Raw genomic sequence first — 16,418 nt, 5'->3', positions numbered from 1 at the left:
CGCCGCGCCGATCGGCGGCGCTCGGGCACCGCCACGCTCGCGAGTTGGTCGCCTCAGCGCTCGGCGGCGAGCACCGGCTCCGGCACGGCGGTCGTCGCGGGGGGCTCGCGCAGCTCGTCGATGCGGACGAGGGCGACGCCGGCCACGATGAGCACCCCGCCGACCAGCTGCACCACCGTCGGCAGCTCGCCGAGGACCAGCCAGGCGATCAGGACGGCGAACATGACCTCGGTGAGCCCCACGAAGGAGGACAGACGGGGCCCGAGGATCCGCGCCCCGGCGATGCCGGTGAGGTACGCGACCACGGCGGCGACCAGCGAGAGCCCGGCGATCGGCACGAGCCAGCTCGTCTGCTGCCCGGCGAAGGTGACCTCGCCGAACGTGGCGTTCAGCGGCAGCGCCCCGACCAGCCCGAGCCCGCCCAGCGCGACGGCGCCGACGCCCATCCCGCCGCTGGCGAGCACCACCGAGGGCAGCTCGGGGTCGACCCGGCCGGCGAGCACGTAGTAGCCGGCCAGGCCGACGGCCGCGCCGAGCCCCCAGAGCACGCCGAGGGGGTCGAGTCGCCCGGCGCCGGTGAGGTCGAGGACGAACACGAGGCCGGCCAGGGCCGCGGCGGCGCCCGCCACGGTCAGCCGGCGGGGCCGCTGCCCGTGGACCAGCCACGTCCAGCCGACGACGAGGATGATGCCGAGGTACTCCAGCAGCAGGGCGACACCGACGGGGAGGTAGCGGACGGCGTTGAAGAAGCAGACCTGGGCGAGCGCCACCCCGAGCAGCCCGAAGACGCCCAGCACACCGATGTTGCGCCGCAGCACGTGCCACCGGCCGCGCAGGGACAGCAGCGCCGGTGCCGCGAGGACCAGCGCCGCGATCCCGACCCGGGCGATGACGGCGGACGGCGCGGACCATCCGTCCTCGATCAGCGACCGGGCGAAGGTGCCGGACGTGGCGAACGTGACCGCGGAGAGCAGGGCGAGGCCGAGGCCGAGCCCGGTGGCGGGTGACTGCTGCATCGGGCGCTCCTTGGCACTCCGGCGAGTAATGGGCAAACTAGGGCTATACCGATGACGCTAGGCGGCCATCCCGACAGGAGTCAAGTTGCTTTTCGCCCATGACACCGAATGCTCCCTGATCGCCGCCGCCGCTCTGGTCAACACCGGCGGGGGCGACGGCGAAGGGCTGCCCGACGTCGCGGCCCTCGACGAGTTCTACGCCGCGCACGCCTACAGCGGCCGGCACGAGCACACCGAGGCGGAACTGGCGTCGGTCCACGACCTGCGTCCCCGGCTGCGCCGGATCTGGGACGCCGACGTGCACGAGGTGGTCGCCATCGTGAACGGGCTGCTCCGCGAGCACGCCGCCCTGCCGCAGCTGATCGAGCACGACGACGAGCCGTACCACTTCCACGCCGTCCCCCGGGACGCGCCGCTGGCGACCCGGATGGCCGTCGAAGCGGCCATGGCGATCGCGGACCTGGTCCGCAGTGGCGAGCTCAGCCGCCTCCGCGTCTGCGCCCACCCGGACTGCGACAACGTCCTGGTGGATCTCTCGCGCAACCGGTCCCGCCGGTTCTGCGAGGCGGGCTGCGGCAACCGCGCCGCCGTCAGCGCGTACCGGGCGCGCAAGGCCGCCGCCAGGGGCTGACCGTCCGTCGCGACGGGCCGGACGACCACCCCGTGCCGCCGCCACGGCGACCGGCGGGACGCGCGACGCCGGCGGCACGGGGACGGGGCGTCAGGGGTGCGTCATCCGGAGCAGGTCGAGCGCCTCCTCGAGCTGCGTCTCGGAGAGCTTGCCCGAGTCCACGTGCCCCCGGGAGATGACCACCTCGCGGATCGACACCTGCTTCGCCAGCGCCTCCTTCGCGATCGAGGCCGCCTCGTCGTAGCCCAGGTAGCGGTTGAGCGGGGTGACGATCGAGGGGGAACCCTCGGCGTACGCCAGGCAGACCTCGGCGTCCGCGACCAGCCCGACCACGCAGCGGTCCGCGAGCAGGCGGCTCGACGCGGCCAGCAGCTTGATGGACTCCAGCAGGTTGCGGGCCATCACCGGCAGCATGACGTTCAGCTCGAAGTCGCCCTGGGAACCCGCGAAGCCGACGGCGGCGTCGTTGCCGATCACCTGGGCGCAGACCTGGCGGACCGCCTCGCAGACCACCGGGTTCACCTTGCCCGGCATGATCGACGAGCCGGGCTGGAGGTCGGGGATGCGCAGCTCGCGCAGGCCGGCCCGGGGCCCCGAACCCATCCAGCGGATGTCGTTGGCGATCTTGTAGAGGCCCACGGCGATCGTACGGAGCTGGCCGGAGGTCTCCACGAGCGCGTCCCGGGCGCCCTGCGCCTCGAAGTGGTTGCGCGCCTCCGTCAGCGGCAGCCCGGTCGACGCGCGCAGCTTCTCGATGACCCGCGCCGCGAAGCCGAGCGGCGTATTGATGCCGGTGCCCACGGCCGTGCCACCCAGCGGCAGCTCGGCCAGCCGCGGCAGCACCGCCTCCAGCCGCTCGACGCCGTAGCGCACCTGGGCCGCGTACCCGCCGAACTCCTGGCCGAGCGTGACCGGGGTGGCATCCATGAGGTGCGTACGCCCCGCCTTCACGACGGTCTCGAACTCGGCCGCCTTCCCCTCCAGCGCCCCGGCCAGGTGACGCAGCGAGGGGATCAGGTCCTCCACCACGAACTGGGTGGCGGCCAGGTGGATCGAGGACGGGAAGACGTCGTTGCTGGACTGCGACGCGTTCACGTCGTCGTTCGGGTGCACGTTGCGTCCCAGCTCGCGGCTGGCCAGCGTCGCGATCACCTCGTTGGCGTTCATGTTGGACGAGGTGCCCGAGCCGGTCTGGAACACGTCGACTGGGAACTGGTCGTCGTAGCCGCCGTCGGCCACGTGCGCGGCGGCCGTGACGATCGCCTCGGCCACGTCCGCCCCGATCACGCCCAGCTCGCCGTTGACCTGCGCGGCAGCGCCCTTGATCTGCGCGAGCGCCTTGATCTGCGCCGGTTCGATGCCCCGGCCGGAGATCGGGAAGTTCTGCACGGCGCGCTGCGTCTGCGCCCGCCACAGCGCCTCGGCGGGCACCTCCACCTCGCCCATCGAGTCGCGTTCGATCCGGTAACCCGTCGCCTCTGGAGTCGTCACGCGTACCATCCTGCCGCGCGCGACGGCGGCGTGCAGATGATCGCGCTCACGTGTGCCGGTCCACCGCCCGCGGTGGGCGGGATGCCCGCGGCGGCGACGGGAGCGCGCGGCGACGGGGTCGCTCAGTCCCGCTCGGCCAGGAACCGCTCCACCTCGTGCCGCTCCGGCGCCTCCACCTCGCGGAACAGGGCGAGCGCGCGGGTCCAGTGGCTGCGCGCGCCCGCCGGGTCGGAGTCCCGCAGGCAGCGGGCTATCCCGTCCAGGGCTCGGGCCCGCTCGTACCGGGAGTTGAGCCGGGTGGCGTCCACCAGCACGCGCCGGTGCAGGTCCAGCGCGCTGGCCACGTCGCCCTGCGCCAACAGGGCGAGCCCCAGCAGGTTCCGGCACGCGAGCGCCGCGATGGGGTCACCCATCTCGGTGACGAGCACGAACGCCTCCCGGTGGCGTGCCGCGGCGCTCTCCGGCTGGCCGAGGGCGCGCTCGACGGCACCGATGTCGTTGAGCACCTCGGCCTCACCGAGCCGGTTGCCGGACCGCCGCTTGAGCCGGAGCGCGAGATGCAGGCGACGGAGGGCGCCCTCGTGGTCGCCGAGCCGCGCCCGGACGGCCCCGAGGTGACCGATGGCGTGGGGAATGAGGCGCAGCTCCCCGACCTCCCGGGCCAACGCCAGCTGCAGACGGGTGACGCGCTGCGCCTCCTCGTACCGTCCCCAGGCGAGCAGGGCCACGGCCTTGTTGTTCAGCGTCGCCACGAGCCCGCCGAGCTGGCCCGTCTCCCACAGCAGGGGTGTGGCCGCGTCGAAGTGCCGCATCGCCGGGCCGAAGCGGCGGTCCGTGGCGTGCGCCGCCGCGAGGTTCCGGTGGATGGTGGCGGCCCCCTGGTCGTCGCCGAGCCGCTGGCGGTCCCGCAGCGCCGTCTCCATCAGGTCGATCGTCTCGGGGAAGCGGCCCAGCCGGTAGTACGCGGACGAGAGGTAGTTGCGCATCGTGGCGCTCGCCGCCAGGTCGCCCAGCCGCTCGGCGGCGCGGAGGCCGGCGCTGTGCGTCTCGATCAGCTCGTCCAGATGCCCCCCGGCGAACCAGAAGTGCCAGGTCGCCCGAGCCAACTGCCAGCACTGCCGCGGCAGCCCGGCCTGCTCGGCCAGGTGGACGGCGGCGACGAGGGATGAGCGATTGGTTTCGAACCAGCCCTCACCCGCCGCCAGACCCGCCTCGACCAGGTCCGGCCGGCGTGGCTCGGGAAACTCGACGCCCACCCTGCTCGCGGCCGGCTCGCCGAGCGCGGAGACCGCCCAGGCGGTGTCCACGTAGTGGTCCAGCAGCGCGTCGAGTGCCACCCGCCGCCCGTCGTCGCTGTCACGGCTCGCCACCAGGAGCCGGGCGTACTCACGCACGAGGTCGTGGAAGCGGAACCGCCCCGGGTCCGGCTCGTTGACGAGGTGCGCGTCGACCAGTTCGTCGACGAGGTGTTCCGCGGCGGGCAACGGCACGTCGGCCAGCGCGGCGGCGGCCAGGGCGTCGAACTCCGCTCCCGGGTACAGCCCGAGCAGCCGGAACATCCGCTGCGCGGCGGGACTCACCTGCGCGTACGACAGGGCGAAGGCCTGGCCGACGGAGCGGTCGCCGGCCACCAGCTCGGTGAGCACGTCCCGACCGTCGGCGAGCCGGGCGGCGAGGTCGGCGATGCGCCACCGGGGACGGTGCGCGAGCCGCGCCCCGGCGAGCCGGATGGCCAGGGGCAGCCGGCCGCAGCGGCGGACCACCTCGGCGGCGGCCTGCGGCTCGGCGGCCACCCGTTCGGGGCCGACGACCCGCGCCAGCAGGTCCACCCCCTCGTCGGGGTCGAGGAGGTCGAGTGACGACGGCCGCCCCTCGTCGAGGCCGGTCAGCCGGCGCCGGCTCGTGACGAGGGTGAGACAACCCGGCCCGCTGGGCAGCAGCGGCACCACCTGGGCGGCGGACGCCGCGTTGTCCAGGACCACGACGGCGCGCCGATGCGCGAGCTCGCTGCGCCAGAGCGCGACCCGTTCGTCGGCCTCCGCGGGGATGCGGTCCCCGGGCACCCCGAGCTGGCGCAGCAGCGCGGCGAGCGCCGCCGCCGGGGACAGCGGCCCCCGCTCGCTGTGCCCGTGCAGGTCGATGAAGAGCTGCGCGTCCGGATACCGGTCGCTCAACGCCGTGGCGAGGTGGACGGCCAGGGTGGTCTTGCCGCTGCCGGGCATCCCGTCGATCAGCTGGACCCGGGTGCGTCCCTCCTCGATCTCCTTGACCAGCCGCGCCAGGGTCTCCTGCCGGCCGGTGAAGTCGCTGATGGCGCGCGGCAGGCAACGGACCGGCGCAGTCGAGCGGCTCTCCGGGCCGGCGAGCGCGAGGTCGCCGGCGAGCACCCGCTGGTGGATCTCCTGCAACGTCGCGCCCGGCTCGATGCCCAGCTCCTCGGCGTAGAGCCGCCGCCCCTCGCGGTACACGGCGAGCGCGTCCGCCTGCCGGCCGACCGCCGAGAGGGCGAGCATCACCTGCCCGCGCAGCCGCTCCCGCAGCGGGTTCCGGGACAGTGCCTCGGTGAGCACGGCCAGGATCTCGGCCGCCTGCCCGAGCCGCAGCTCGACGTCCACGCACTCCTCGAGCGCCGTGAAGCCCTTCTCGTCGAGGGCCTGCGCCCCCCGCCGTACGCTGCGGCTCGCGGTCCCGCTCAGCGCCGGTCCCCGCCAGAGGGCGATGGCGGCGCGGAACTGCCGCTGGGCCTCGGCGAGCTGCCCGGCGGCGACGGCGGCGCGGGCGGTGTCGACGTACCGCGCGAACACCTGGGCGTCCAGCTCGCCCGGCCCGACCCGGATGCCGTAGCCGACCGGATCGCTGACGATCGTCGCGGGCGGGACGCCGAGCTGGTCCAGCCGGCGCCGGAGACGCGACACGCACGTCTGCACCTGGGCGCGGGCGGTGGCCGGCGGCCGCTCCTCCCAGATCGCGTCGACCAGTTCCTCCACCGGCACGATCCCGTTGGGCCGCAGCAGCAGCATGGAGAGCACGACCCGGTCCCGGCCCGCGGTGACGGTGACGTCGCCGTCACCGATCCGCAGGGGTCCCAGGATCCTGAACCGCAATGCCGCTCCCTAGGTGATGCCGTGACGGTCCGTAGCGTAGCCCGGTCGTGACGGGATGCCATCGCCCGGTGATAGCGATGTGAGAGCGGATCGGCAGAAACCGGCTTCACCCTTAGGACGGGTTGCCGGCGACGGCATCCGACGGGGGCGGTGCGCCCGTCCAACCCCCCAGGGGCGGGCGCACCGACGTCGACCGGTCAACGCCGAAGGGCGCCGGGCGAGCCGCCCGACGCCCCTGTCACATCCGTACGTGTCAGCGGCTACCGATGGTCAGCACGGGCTTGGTGACCTCGGCGAAGAAATCGTTGCCCTTGTCGTCCACGACGATGAAGGCGGGGAAGTCCTCCACCTCGATCTTCCAGACCGCCTCCATGCCCAGCTCGGGGTACTCGAGCACCTCGACGTGCTTGATGCAGTCCTGCGCCAGCCGGGCCGCCGGGCCGCCGATGGAACCCAGGTAGAAGCCGCCGTACTGCTGGCAGGCGCGGGTCACCTGCGCCGACCGGTTGCCCTTGGCCAGCATCACGTACGAGCCGCCGGCCGCCTGGAACTTCTCCACGTACGCGTCCATCCGACCGGCGGTGGTCGGGCCGAACGAGCCGGAGGCGTAGCCCTCGGGGGTCTTCGCCGGCCCGGCGTAGTAGACGGCGTGGTCGCGCAGGTACTGCGGCATCGGCTCGCCCGCGTCCAACCGCTCGGCGATCTTGGCGTGGGCGATGTCCCGGGCCACCACCAGCGGGCCGCTCAACGACAGCCGGGTCTTCACCGGGTACTTGCCGAGTTCGGCGCGGATCTCGTCCATCGGCCGGTTGAGGTCGACGCGCACCACCTCGGAGCTGTCGAGCTGCGCCTCGGTGACGTCCGGCAGGTAGCGCGCCGGGTCGGTCTCCAGGCGCTCCAGCCACACCCCCGACGGGGTGATCTTGGCGACCGCCTGCCGGTCGGCCGAGCAGGAGACGGCGATCGCCACGGGGCACGACGCGCCGTGCCGCGGCAGCCGGACGACCCGCACGTCGTGGCAGAAGTAGCGGCCACCGAACTGCGCGCCGATGCCGAAGTTGCGGGTCAGCTCCAGCACCTCGGCCTCCAGCTCCACGTCCCGGAAGCCGTGGCCGGCCATGGAGCCGGAGGTGGGCAGGTTGTCCAGGTACTTGGCGCTCGCGTACTTGGCGGTCTTCAGCGCGTACTCGGCCGAGGTGCCGCCGATGACGATGGCCAGGTGGTACGGCGGGCAGGCCGAGGTGCCGATGAGCCGCAGCTTCTCCTCCAGGAACCGCATCATCCGCGTCGGGTTCAGCAGTGCCTTGGTCTCCTGGTAGAGGAACGACTTGTTCGCCGAGCCCCCGCCCTTGGCCATGAACAGGAACTTGTACGCGTCCGGGTGCCCGTCCGGGTCCTCGGCGTAGATCTCCACCTGCGCGGGCAGGTTGGTGCCGGTGTTGCGCTCCTCCCACATGGTCAGCGGCGCGAGCTGGGAGTAGCGCAGGTTGAGCCGCGTGTACGCCTGCCAGACGCCGCGCGAGATGGCCTCGGCGTCGGTGCCGTCGGTCAGCACGTGCCGGCCCCGCTTGCCCATCACGATGGCCGTGCCGGTGTCCTGACACATCGGAAGGACGCCCCCGGCCGCGATGTTGGCGTTGCGGAGCAGGTCGAGCGCCACGAACCGGTCGTTCGGGGAGGCGGCGGGATCGTCGATGATCGACCGCAGCTGGGCCAGGTGGGCGGGGCGCAGGAAGTGGGCGATGTCGTGCATCGCCTCGGCGGTCAGCGCGGTGAGCGCGGCCGGCTCCACGGTGAGGAACCGGCGACCCCCCGGGCCGTGCACGACGTCGACGCCCTCGTCGGTGATCAGGCGGTACTCCGTCTGGTCGGGGCCGGTCGGCAGCAGGGGGGCGTACGAGAAGGCGGCGGCACTGCTCATGAGCGGAAAGCCTAGGGCAGACCCGTCGATCATTCCCACCCGCCGGGTGCCCGCTGGGACGCCGCTCTCACCGCCGCCGTCGGCACGGTCCGGCGTGGGCGCCGTCAGCCACCCGCCCGTTCCGGGCACAGCTCGCGCTTGGGGCCGCAGGTGTCGTCCACGCCGGGCGTCGGTGCGCTGCCGCCCGGGGCGGTGCCACCGTTCGCCGGGGCGGTCCCGCCGGGCGCGGGGGCGGTGCCGCCGTTCGCCGCAGCGCCGAAGCGGACGTACGCGATCTCCCGCCCCTCACCGATCACCATGCCGCCGGGACCGACCGCGAGCGCGTTCGCCGAGGTCCGCAGGACGGCCAGCTCCCGACCGGTACGCGGGTCGAGCGCGATGAGCCGGGACGGCTTCTCGTCAACGACGACCGCCGCGTACGGGGTGAGCGCCGCGCCCGCCTTGCCGCCGGCCGGACGGGTCCAGAGCACCTGCTCGCCGGCCAGCCCGCGCGCCACGACCGACCGTTGGTCGGCGGCGCGGGCCACCGCGTACCGGTCGTCCACGGCCAGCAGTCGCTCACCGTCGGCGCCGACCCAGAGCAGCCGTCCGTTGTACCCGTCGAGGACCGCCTCCCGGCCGTCCGGCCCCACCCCGACGAGCACGTTCCGGGCGCCCTGCGGGTCCTCCCGCTGCGCGCAGCCGGCGTTGTCGGCGGTGCGCAGGTTGATCCCCGCCCGGCGCCAGACCTCCTGCCCGGTCGCGGGGTCGACGCCGGAGATCGCGAAGAGGCAGCTGCCGTCCTGGGAGCGGGCGGTGATGCGCAGCAACCGGCCGCCCACCACCGAGAGGCGCTCCTCGCGGCCCGGTTGGACGTTCCTCAGCACCGAGCCGTTCGCCGTGTCCACCACGTGCACCTGGCCGTCGACCGGGAACCCGAGCAGCGGCGGCGCGGGCTCCGGGCCGGCCGCCGCCTCGTCGATCCGCTTCGCGGTCAGCCGCCGCGTGCCGCGCAGGCCGGGGTTGTCGGCGAACAGCCCGCTGCCCACCCCGGGCAGGAACGCCGTCCACAGTGGCGTGGTGCCGCGCGGATCCCACGCGCTCAGCGTGCAGTCGGTCGGCTGCGCGCAGCGCGCGTCCAGCAGCAGGTTGCGGTACGTCCAGACGGCCACCGCGTCGTCGTCGCGCCGCCGGGTCACCCCGGTCGTGGGGTCGAGCACCTCGTACCCCTTGACCAGCAGCTTGCCCACGACGACCACCGCGTCGCGGTCGCCGCCGGCGACCGCCGCCCAGTCGGCCTTGCGCTCCCAGAGCTGGCCGCCGGTCGCCAGGGCGCGCGCCTCGACCCGGGTACGCTGCTCGACCACGACGGTGTCGCCGGCGATGGTGACGCTCTTCGGGGTGCCGTCGACCCGCTCCTGCCAGGCCACCTGCGGCTGGGCGAGCGACTCGCTCCGGTCGACCCAGTCCCACATCCGTGGGAACGGGTTCCACACCCCGGTCGCGGCGAGGACGACGACCGCGATCAGCGCGAGCAGCAGAACGCCGCGCACGCCGAGGCCGCTCCCCTTCGCCACACCGGACACCGTAGCCACGATCACGGCCGTCCCGTACGCCCGTGCCGCCGTGTCGCCGCGCTTTCTGGCGCGGAAGGTGTTATCTGGGGCCCCTGCTCGACCTCAGGCGTCAGGACGGGTCCCCGCCTGCCGGCGGGCGGCCGAGCGCACCAGCGGCAGCGTGCGGTACGGGATCTGCTCGGCCAGCGCGATGATCGTCGAGGCCCGGGTGATCCCCTCGGAGGAGACGATCTGGTCGATCACCCGCTGGAGGTCGGCGTTCGACCGGGCCACGATCCGGCAGAGCAGGTCGCCGGAGCCGGTGATGGTGTGCGCCTCCAGCACCTCGGGGATGCCCGCGAGGTGGGCGGTGACCGGGTCGTGCCCGTGCCTCTGGCTGATCTCCAGGGTGACGAAGCTGGTCACCCCGAAGCCGATCGCGGCCGGCGCGATCTCCGGACCGAACCCGGTGATGACGCCCCGGCCGACCAGCTTGTCCAGCCGCGCCTGGACGGTGCCCCGGGCCACGCCGAGCCGGCGCGAGCACTCCAGCACGCCGATCCGGGGTTCCTCCGCGAACAGTTCGATCAATCGCGCGTCGAGGTCGTCGAGCTGTACACCCTGCACACCGTTCACGGGATACGACGGTACCGAATGCGCAACCTGACCACCGTTTACGGCGACAGTTGCCCAGCTCACCCCGGCACAGCGATCCTCGCCACATACCCATCCCCACGGCGGCCCACGAGGCCGGCCGGTACGCAAGGGAGGCCACCATGACCCAGGCGATCGACCGACCCCAGTCGACCGAGGACGTCGACGTCGACCGGCTCGTCGGTGCCGTCGACCACGACATCACCCGCGACCCGTTCCCGGTCAAGGGCCTCGACCACGTGCACTTCCTGGTGGGCAACGCGAAGCAGGCCGCCCACTACTACTCCACCGCTTTCGGCATGACCTGCGTGGCCTACCGGGGGCCGGAGCAGGGCTACCGGGACCACGCCCAGTACGTGCTGACCAGCGGCTCGGCCCGGTTCCTGCTCACCGGCGTGGTCCGTCCCGGCGCCGAGGGCGCCGAGCACGTCACGAAGCACAGCGACGGTGTCAGCGACATCGCGCTGGAGGTGCCGGACGTGGACGCCGCGTACGCGCACGCCACCGGCCAGGGCGCCACGGGCCTGGTCGAGCCGCACGACGTCAGCGACGAGCACGGCACCGTCCGGATGGCGGCCATCGCCACGTACGGCGAGACCCGGCACACCCTCGTCGACCGGTCGCGCTACACCGGGCCGTTCCTGCCCGGGTTCGTGGCCCGCGAGCCGATCGTGGACCGGCAGCCGATGATCGACGCCGGCATCCAGCCGAAGCGCTTCTTCCAGGCCATCGACCACATCGTCGGCAACGTCGAGCTCGGCCGGATGGACGAGTGGGTCGAGTTCTACAAGCGCGTCATGGGCTTCACCAACATGGCGGAGTTCATCGGCGACGACATCGCCACCGACTACTCGGCCCTCATGAGCAAGGTGGTCGCCAACGGCACCCGACGCGTGAAGTTCCCGCTCAACGAGCCGGCGATCGCCCGCAAGAAGTCGCAGATCGACGAGTACCTGGAGTTCTACCAGGGCCCGGGTGCCCAGCACATCGCGGTGGCCACCAACGACATCCTGGCCAGCGTCGACGCGATGCGGGCGGCCGGCGTCGAGTTCCTCGACACCCCGGACTCGTACTACGACGACCCGGAGCTGCGCGCCCGCATCGGTGAGGTGCGGGTGCCGATCGAGGAGCTGAAGGCCCGCAAGATCCTCGTCGACCGCGACGAGGACGGCTACCTGCTCCAGATCTTCACCAAGCCGGTGCAGGACCGCCCGACGGTCTTCTTCGAGCTGATCGAGCGGCACGGCTCGCTCGGCTTCGGCAAGGGCAACTTCAAGGCCCTGTTCGAGGCGATCGAACGTGAGCAGGAGAAGCGCGGCAACCTGTAACACTTGCGAGCGTGATCTCACCCTCGTACCCGACGCCGCCGGCCGGTGGGCCCCCGCCCACCGCCGGCGGCTTCGCTTCCCCGCCGGCCCCGCCTCACCACGGGTTCGCGGAAACGGTCGTCGTTAAGGTGTCTGCGTGAGCGTGCAACCCGGCTGGTACGTCGACCCCGCCGATCCCGAGACCCGGCGGTACTGGGACGGCGAGGGCTGGATCGGTGCGCCCATCCCCGTGGACGCCACCCCACCGGAGGGTCCGCCACCGGTGGAGGCGCCCCCGCCCGCCCCTGTGCCGCAGCCCGTCACCTCGCCCGGGGCTCCGCCGGCACCGGCGCCGCCCGGCGCTCCCGCGTCGGCCCCGCCCGCCGTGCCCGGCTCCGCGCCACCGGCCGCCGGGCCGCCGCCCGGCTGGCAACCCCCGCCGGGGTACGGCCACCCGGGCCTGCCTCCCGGCTGGACGCCCCCGGGCTGGGCGGCGCGCATGCCCGAGCCCCGACCGCACGGCCTCCCGCTGGCGGGCCTCGGTGCCCGGCTCATCGCCCGGCTCATCGACTTCGGCATCGTCCTCGCGCTGAACGTCGTGGTGAACGGCTGGTTCGTCTGGCGGCTCGTGCAGGAGATGGCCCCGTACTGGCGGGAGGTGTTCCGGCGGGCGATGGCCGGCAACTCCTCGACCGAGGGGTTGCCGCAGATCGGTGAACAGGCCGGCGGCCTCCAGGTGGCCATCCTGCTGATCGCCACCGCGCTCTGGCTCGCCTACGAGGTGCCGACCATGGCGTCGAGCGGCCAGACGTTCGGCAAGCGGGTGATGGGGATCAGGGCCGTGCCGTTGACCGCGGACCAGCCCCTCGGGTTCGGCCGGGCGCTGCGCCGGTGGAACACGCTCGGCCTGCCGACCCTGCTCTGGTACTGCTGCGGCCTGGGCCTGCTGCTCCAGCTCATCGACGCGATCTCCCCCCTCTTCGACCACCCGCTGCGCCAGGCGCTGCACGACAAGCGTGCCCAGACCGTCGTCGTGCAGGTGCCCCGCCACACCCCCACCGCCACCCGTTCCGAACCCCCGGGAGACACCCCATGACCGACACCGGACGACCCGACCCGGCGGTGCGGCTCACCCGCGCCGACCTGGACGCCCTGCCCAGCTACGTGCCCGGCCGCAGCCCCGCCGACCTGGCCCGGGAACTCGGGCTCCCCGAGGCGATCAAGCTGGCCAGCAACGAGGTGCCGTACGGGCCGCTGCCCGGCGTCGTGGAGGCGGTCGCCGAGGCCGCCGCCGGGGTGCACCGCTACCCGGACATGGGCGTCGTCGCGCTCCGCGACGCGCTGGCGCAGCGGTACGGGGTGGACGCCGACCGCATCGCCACCGGCTGCGGCTCAGTGGCGCTCGCCGAGCACCTGGTCCGGGCCACCTCGCTACCCGGCGACGAGGTCGTCTACTCGTGGCGCTCGTTCGAGGCGTACCCGATCATCGCGGCGACCAGCGGCGCGACCAGCGTGCGGGTGCCGAACGACCCCGGCCACGGGCACGACCTCACGGCCATGGCGGCGGCGGTGACCGAACGGACCCGGCTGGTGCTGGTCTGCAACCCCAACAACCCGACGGGCACGGCCGTACGCCGGGCCGAGCTGGACCGGTTCCTGGACGCCATGCCCGACGACGTGCTGGTGGTGATCGACGAGGCGTACCGGGAGTTCGTCACCGATCCGGAGGTGCCCGACGGGCTGACCTACCTCGACCGGCCGAACGTGGCGGTGCTCCGCACCCTGTCGAAGGCGTGGGGCCTCGCCGGGCTCCGCGTCGGCTTCCTGGTCGCCCAGCCCGAGGTGGCGGCCGCGGTCCGCAAGGTGGTCACCCCGTTCTCCACAAGCATGGTGGCCCAGGCCGCCGCGCTCGCCGCGCTCGCACAGGCCGACGAGGTGGAGCGGCGGTGCGCCCTCGTCGTCGCCGAGCGGGACCGGGTCACCGAGGCGCTGCGCAAGTTCGTCCCGGACGTCCCCGCGAGCCAGGCGAACTTCGTCTGGCTGCCGCTGGGCGACCGGGCGGTGGAGTTCGGCAAGGCGTGCGAGTCGCGCGGCGTCATCGTCCGGCCGTTCGCCGGTGACGGCGTACGCGTCACCATCGGCACCCCGGCCGAGAACGACGCCTTCCTGGCCGCCGCCGAGGCGGCGCTGGCCTGACGGAGTGTCCGGTCCGGTCCGCCTTCCCCGTCGTGAGCGGACCGGACCGGACGATCAGGTGGCCGGCGCGGGACGCCGGACCCGGGCGCTGTGCCAGGCAGCCTGGCAGCCAGACCTCCGGGCCGGTCGCTCAGCGGGCGAACGTACCGCCGGCCGCCAGGTTCACCGCGGCCGGCACGGTGATGTCGACGCCGGGCGTCCGGGCCACCTGGAAGGTCCGGTGCGCCGGCGCCGCGTCGGCCGGAGCGGGGCTCATCAGGATGACGATCACGCCCACGAGGGCTGCCACAAGTCGCACAGGAGTGACTATAAGTAACTTATGTCCGATTTGTCGAGGCTGCTGCGAGGCGCGTCGACGGCTCGGGTCGGACGCGACTCAGGTCGCCGCGAGGACCACGGGCTCGGCGGACAGGAAGTAGCCCTGGTCGTCCGCGTCCGGGTCGACCGGCCGGCGCAACCGTTCGACGGCCACGTAGCCACCCGACGCGTACACCGCCCCCGGCGCGTAGCCCGTGCCGTCCCTGCCGACGGTCAGCGGGAAGCGGGACCGCTCCGCGCCGGTCACGGGATCGAGCGTGACCAGCTCGTTGGCGTCGGTCAGCAGGTGCACGCGGTCGGGCTGGACGGCGATCACCCGTCCCGGCCCGAGGTCCGGGCGGCGCCACGACTCGGCGCCGGTGCGTGCGGAGCGCCCGACGAGCACGCCCCCGACGACCCCGACCGCCTGCTCACCGGCGAGCTGGGTGTCGAGCCGGTCGAGCGCCGGCGCGGCCACCGGCGCCCCGGGGCCGACCAGCCAGCCCCGGCCCGCCGCGTCACCGGGCCCCGCCGTACGCAGGGCGGGGCACTCCGACCGCCCGCTCCGGCAGCCCACCGGGGTGACCACCACGTCGTCACCGGTGCCGGGTGGCCGCCAGCGGTCGGTCACCGTGCCCGTCGCCACGTCCCGGAACTCGACCGCCGCCGGGCCGGCGCAGCGGTCCACGCCCACCAGCCGCCCCGTCGAGGTGGTGCCGACGTCGACGCGGCAGTCGCCGCCCAGCGGGACGCGCCAGAGTTCGCGCCCGCCGGCCAGGTCGACGCCCCGCGCCTCGCCGGCGCCGGTCGCCACCAGCACGTCCCGGCCGTCGCCGGTGCGGGCGAGGTAGAGCCCCGGCGGATCCCACACGATCGCCGCTCCGGTGCGCCGGGCGTCCGGCTTCCGCGCCGGCTCCGGTCCGTCGGCGCGCCAGGCCACCCGCCCGTCCCGCGCGTCCAGCGCCACGAGCCGGCCGTCCGACCAGCGGCTCACCACGGTCGTACCGCTCGCCACCACGCCGACCAGTTCGGCCGGCCAGCGGCGGTACGACCAGAACGGCGTGGTGCGGTACCGCCCGTCGACCGGTCGGTCCGCGTACACCTGGCGGTGGCCCGCGTACACCCGCAGCCGGTCGTCCACGACGAGCGGGGCCACGGGCAGCCGCCCGATCACGCCGGCGGGTGGATCGGCGGGGGTCGGGTACGCGGCACGCGCGACAGTGCTGACCTCGGCGGGGGCGAGCACGCGGTAGACGATCGTCGCCACCGTGGCGACGGCGAGCAGGACCGCGACGACCAGCACGACCCGCCGCCGGCCGTTACGGAACCCCATGCGCACCTCCGCCCGGCACCCTACCCAGCGGCGCTCGGCGGGTGTCAGGTGGCGGGTGCTCAGGCCGCCCGGGCCGTCGGGCCCTCGACGGCGGCGGCGAGGTCCGCGAGGTCGCCCCGGAGGGCACGCTCCACGGCGCGGGCGGCCAGACCGCCGAGGAGCAGCGCGACCACCCGGCCGGACGCGGAGGACGGCAGCGCCTCCAGGCTGACGGTGACGGCCGTGCCGCCCGGGTGCCGGCGCGGCGCGCCACGCAGCGTCCAGGTGATCCGGTGGTCGACGGCGTCGCCGGGCGAGCAGAGCACGAGGCGGCGCGGTGGTATCGCCTCCACCACCCAGAACTCCTCCACGAGGACGGCGCCGTCCGGCCGCCTGCGGGGCTCGCTCCAGGCGGTGCCCGGGCCGAAGGGGCCGGAGGTGAGCAGTTCGAGCGGGCCGGCCAGGGCCCGCCCCGCCCGGCTGAGGGGATCGGTCAGGAGCCGCCAGACGTCCACGGCGGACGCCTCGATGAAACCGGAAACCGCCACCGTCGACATGCCACCTCCCGTGGCCTCGACGGTACGCGGCGTGAACACGGAGCGGGGGTCTCCGGGCGGAATTTCCACCGGAGACCCCGATCGGTGCGTCTGTGCCGGGGTTGGTCCGGCGGTCAGCGGTCGAACTGGCCCGCGCGGATCGCGTCGACGAAGGCCGTCCACCCCGGCGGGCTGACGGCGAGCGTGGGGCCCGCCGGGTCCTTCGAGTCGCGGACCGCGACGACGCCGATGACGTCGACCAGGTTGTCGGCCACCTCGACGCAGAGGCCCTGGTCGTTGGAACGGCTGCTGGTACGCCAGACGGCGCCGGCAAGATCGTGCATTGACTACCTCCCTGTGCGTTGGGACGCCCCGCCGGGACCGGCCGGGACCGGTCACGGGCCCGTCCGGCGCGACG

The 16,418-nt window shown here is 74.0% G+C and carries 14 protein-coding genes; 4 read left to right on the top strand and 10 right to left on the bottom strand.

Annotated features, from left to right (window positions below; genetic code table 11):
• Positions 1-53: 53 nt before the first annotated feature.
• Positions 54-1,016, bottom strand: a complete 963-nt coding sequence (locus D7I43_RS19200) for an EamA family transporter (RefSeq protein WP_120329910.1) — start codon at positions 1,014-1,016, stop codon at positions 54-56.
• A gap of 85 nt (positions 1,017-1,101) precedes the next feature.
• Between D7I43_RS19200 and D7I43_RS19195 the strand changes: the two genes are divergently transcribed.
• A complete protein-coding gene (locus D7I43_RS19195; protein ID WP_120329909.1) occupies positions 1,102-1,647 on the top strand; it encodes a CGNR zinc finger domain-containing protein in 546 nt (181 codons plus the stop codon).
• Between the two features lie 90 nt (positions 1,648-1,737).
• On the opposite strand, the gene D7I43_RS19190 is transcribed toward D7I43_RS19195, so the two are convergent.
• The 5 genes from D7I43_RS19190 to D7I43_RS19170 all read right to left on the bottom strand — a co-directional run bounded on the left by D7I43_RS19190 (position 1,738) and on the right by D7I43_RS19170 (position 10,334).
• Positions 1,738-3,147 (bottom strand): class II fumarate hydratase, encoded by a 1,410-nt coding sequence (locus D7I43_RS19190; protein ID WP_192902199.1) that lies wholly within the window; start codon positions 3,145-3,147, stop codon positions 1,738-1,740.
• A gap of 113 nt (positions 3,148-3,260) precedes the next feature.
• Complete coding sequence (locus tag D7I43_RS19185) at positions 3,261-6,242, bottom strand: AfsR/SARP family transcriptional regulator (RefSeq protein ID WP_120329907.1); 2,982 nt, start codon at positions 6,240-6,242, stop codon at positions 3,261-3,263.
• Positions 6,243-6,495: 253 nt separating this feature from the next.
• Positions 6,496-8,163, bottom strand: a complete 1,668-nt coding sequence (locus tag D7I43_RS19180; protein WP_120329906.1) for a fumarate hydratase — start codon at positions 8,161-8,163, stop codon at positions 6,496-6,498.
• A gap of 104 nt (positions 8,164-8,267) precedes the next feature.
• Positions 8,268-9,719 carry an outer membrane protein assembly factor BamB family protein gene (locus D7I43_RS19175; protein WP_240033037.1) on the bottom strand — a complete coding sequence of 484 codons (1,452 nt, stop codon included), beginning with the start codon at positions 9,717-9,719 and terminating at the stop codon, positions 8,268-8,270.
• Between the two features lie 102 nt (positions 9,720-9,821).
• On the bottom strand, positions 9,822-10,334 hold the full coding sequence (locus D7I43_RS19170; RefSeq protein WP_120329905.1) for an Lrp/AsnC family transcriptional regulator: 513 nt from the start codon (positions 10,332-10,334) through the stop codon (positions 9,822-9,824).
• 140 nt (positions 10,335-10,474) lie between these two features.
• On the opposite strand from D7I43_RS19170, the gene hppD reads away from it, so the two are divergent.
• The 3 genes from hppD to hisC all read left to right on the top strand — a co-directional run bounded on the left by hppD (position 10,475) and on the right by hisC (position 13,855).
• The gene (gene hppD / locus D7I43_RS19165) at positions 10,475-11,680 is read left to right on the top strand and encodes a 4-hydroxyphenylpyruvate dioxygenase (RefSeq protein ID WP_120329904.1); all 1,206 of its coding nucleotides are present in this window, start codon (positions 10,475-10,477) and stop codon (positions 11,678-11,680) included.
• A 136-nt stretch (positions 11,681-11,816) separates the two neighbouring features.
• The gene (locus tag D7I43_RS19160; RefSeq protein ID WP_120329903.1) at positions 11,817-12,755 is read left to right on the top strand and encodes an RDD family protein; all 939 of its coding nucleotides are present in this window, start codon (positions 11,817-11,819) and stop codon (positions 12,753-12,755) included.
• Positions 12,752-13,855 carry a histidinol-phosphate transaminase gene (gene hisC / locus D7I43_RS19155; RefSeq protein WP_120329902.1) on the top strand — a complete coding sequence of 368 codons (1,104 nt, stop codon included), beginning with the start codon at positions 12,752-12,754 and terminating at the stop codon, positions 13,853-13,855. The genes D7I43_RS19160 and hisC overlap by 4 nt, the downstream gene beginning before the upstream one ends.
• Positions 13,856-13,985: 130 nt before the next feature.
• On the opposite strand, the gene D7I43_RS32755 is transcribed toward hisC, so the two are convergent.
• The 4 genes from D7I43_RS32755 to D7I43_RS19140 form a co-directional block, all read right to left on the bottom strand.
• Entirely contained in the window at positions 13,986-14,153 is a 168-nt protein-coding gene (locus D7I43_RS32755) for a hypothetical protein (protein WP_158610114.1), read from the bottom strand.
• 78 nt (positions 14,154-14,231) lie between these two features.
• Positions 14,232-15,485 carry an outer membrane protein assembly factor BamB family protein gene (locus D7I43_RS19150; protein ID WP_120329901.1) on the bottom strand — a complete coding sequence of 418 codons (1,254 nt, stop codon included), beginning with the start codon at positions 15,483-15,485 and terminating at the stop codon, positions 14,232-14,234.
• A gap of 59 nt (positions 15,486-15,544) precedes the next feature.
• A complete protein-coding gene (locus tag D7I43_RS19145; protein ID WP_120329900.1) occupies positions 15,545-16,021 on the bottom strand; it encodes an SRPBCC family protein in 477 nt (158 codons plus the stop codon).
• Positions 16,022-16,134: 113 nt separating this feature from the next.
• The gene (locus D7I43_RS19140; protein ID WP_120329899.1) at positions 16,135-16,344 is read right to left on the bottom strand and encodes a DUF397 domain-containing protein; all 210 of its coding nucleotides are present in this window, start codon (positions 16,342-16,344) and stop codon (positions 16,135-16,137) included.
• Positions 16,345-16,418: the final 74 nt, after the last annotated feature.

The organism is Micromonospora globbae, from assembly GCF_003610785.1.
GTDB lineage: Bacteria > Actinomycetota > Actinomycetes > Mycobacteriales > Micromonosporaceae > Micromonospora > Micromonospora globbae.
Note: the sequence above shows the minus strand (reverse complement) of the source record. Positions and strands in the feature narration are given on the sequence as shown.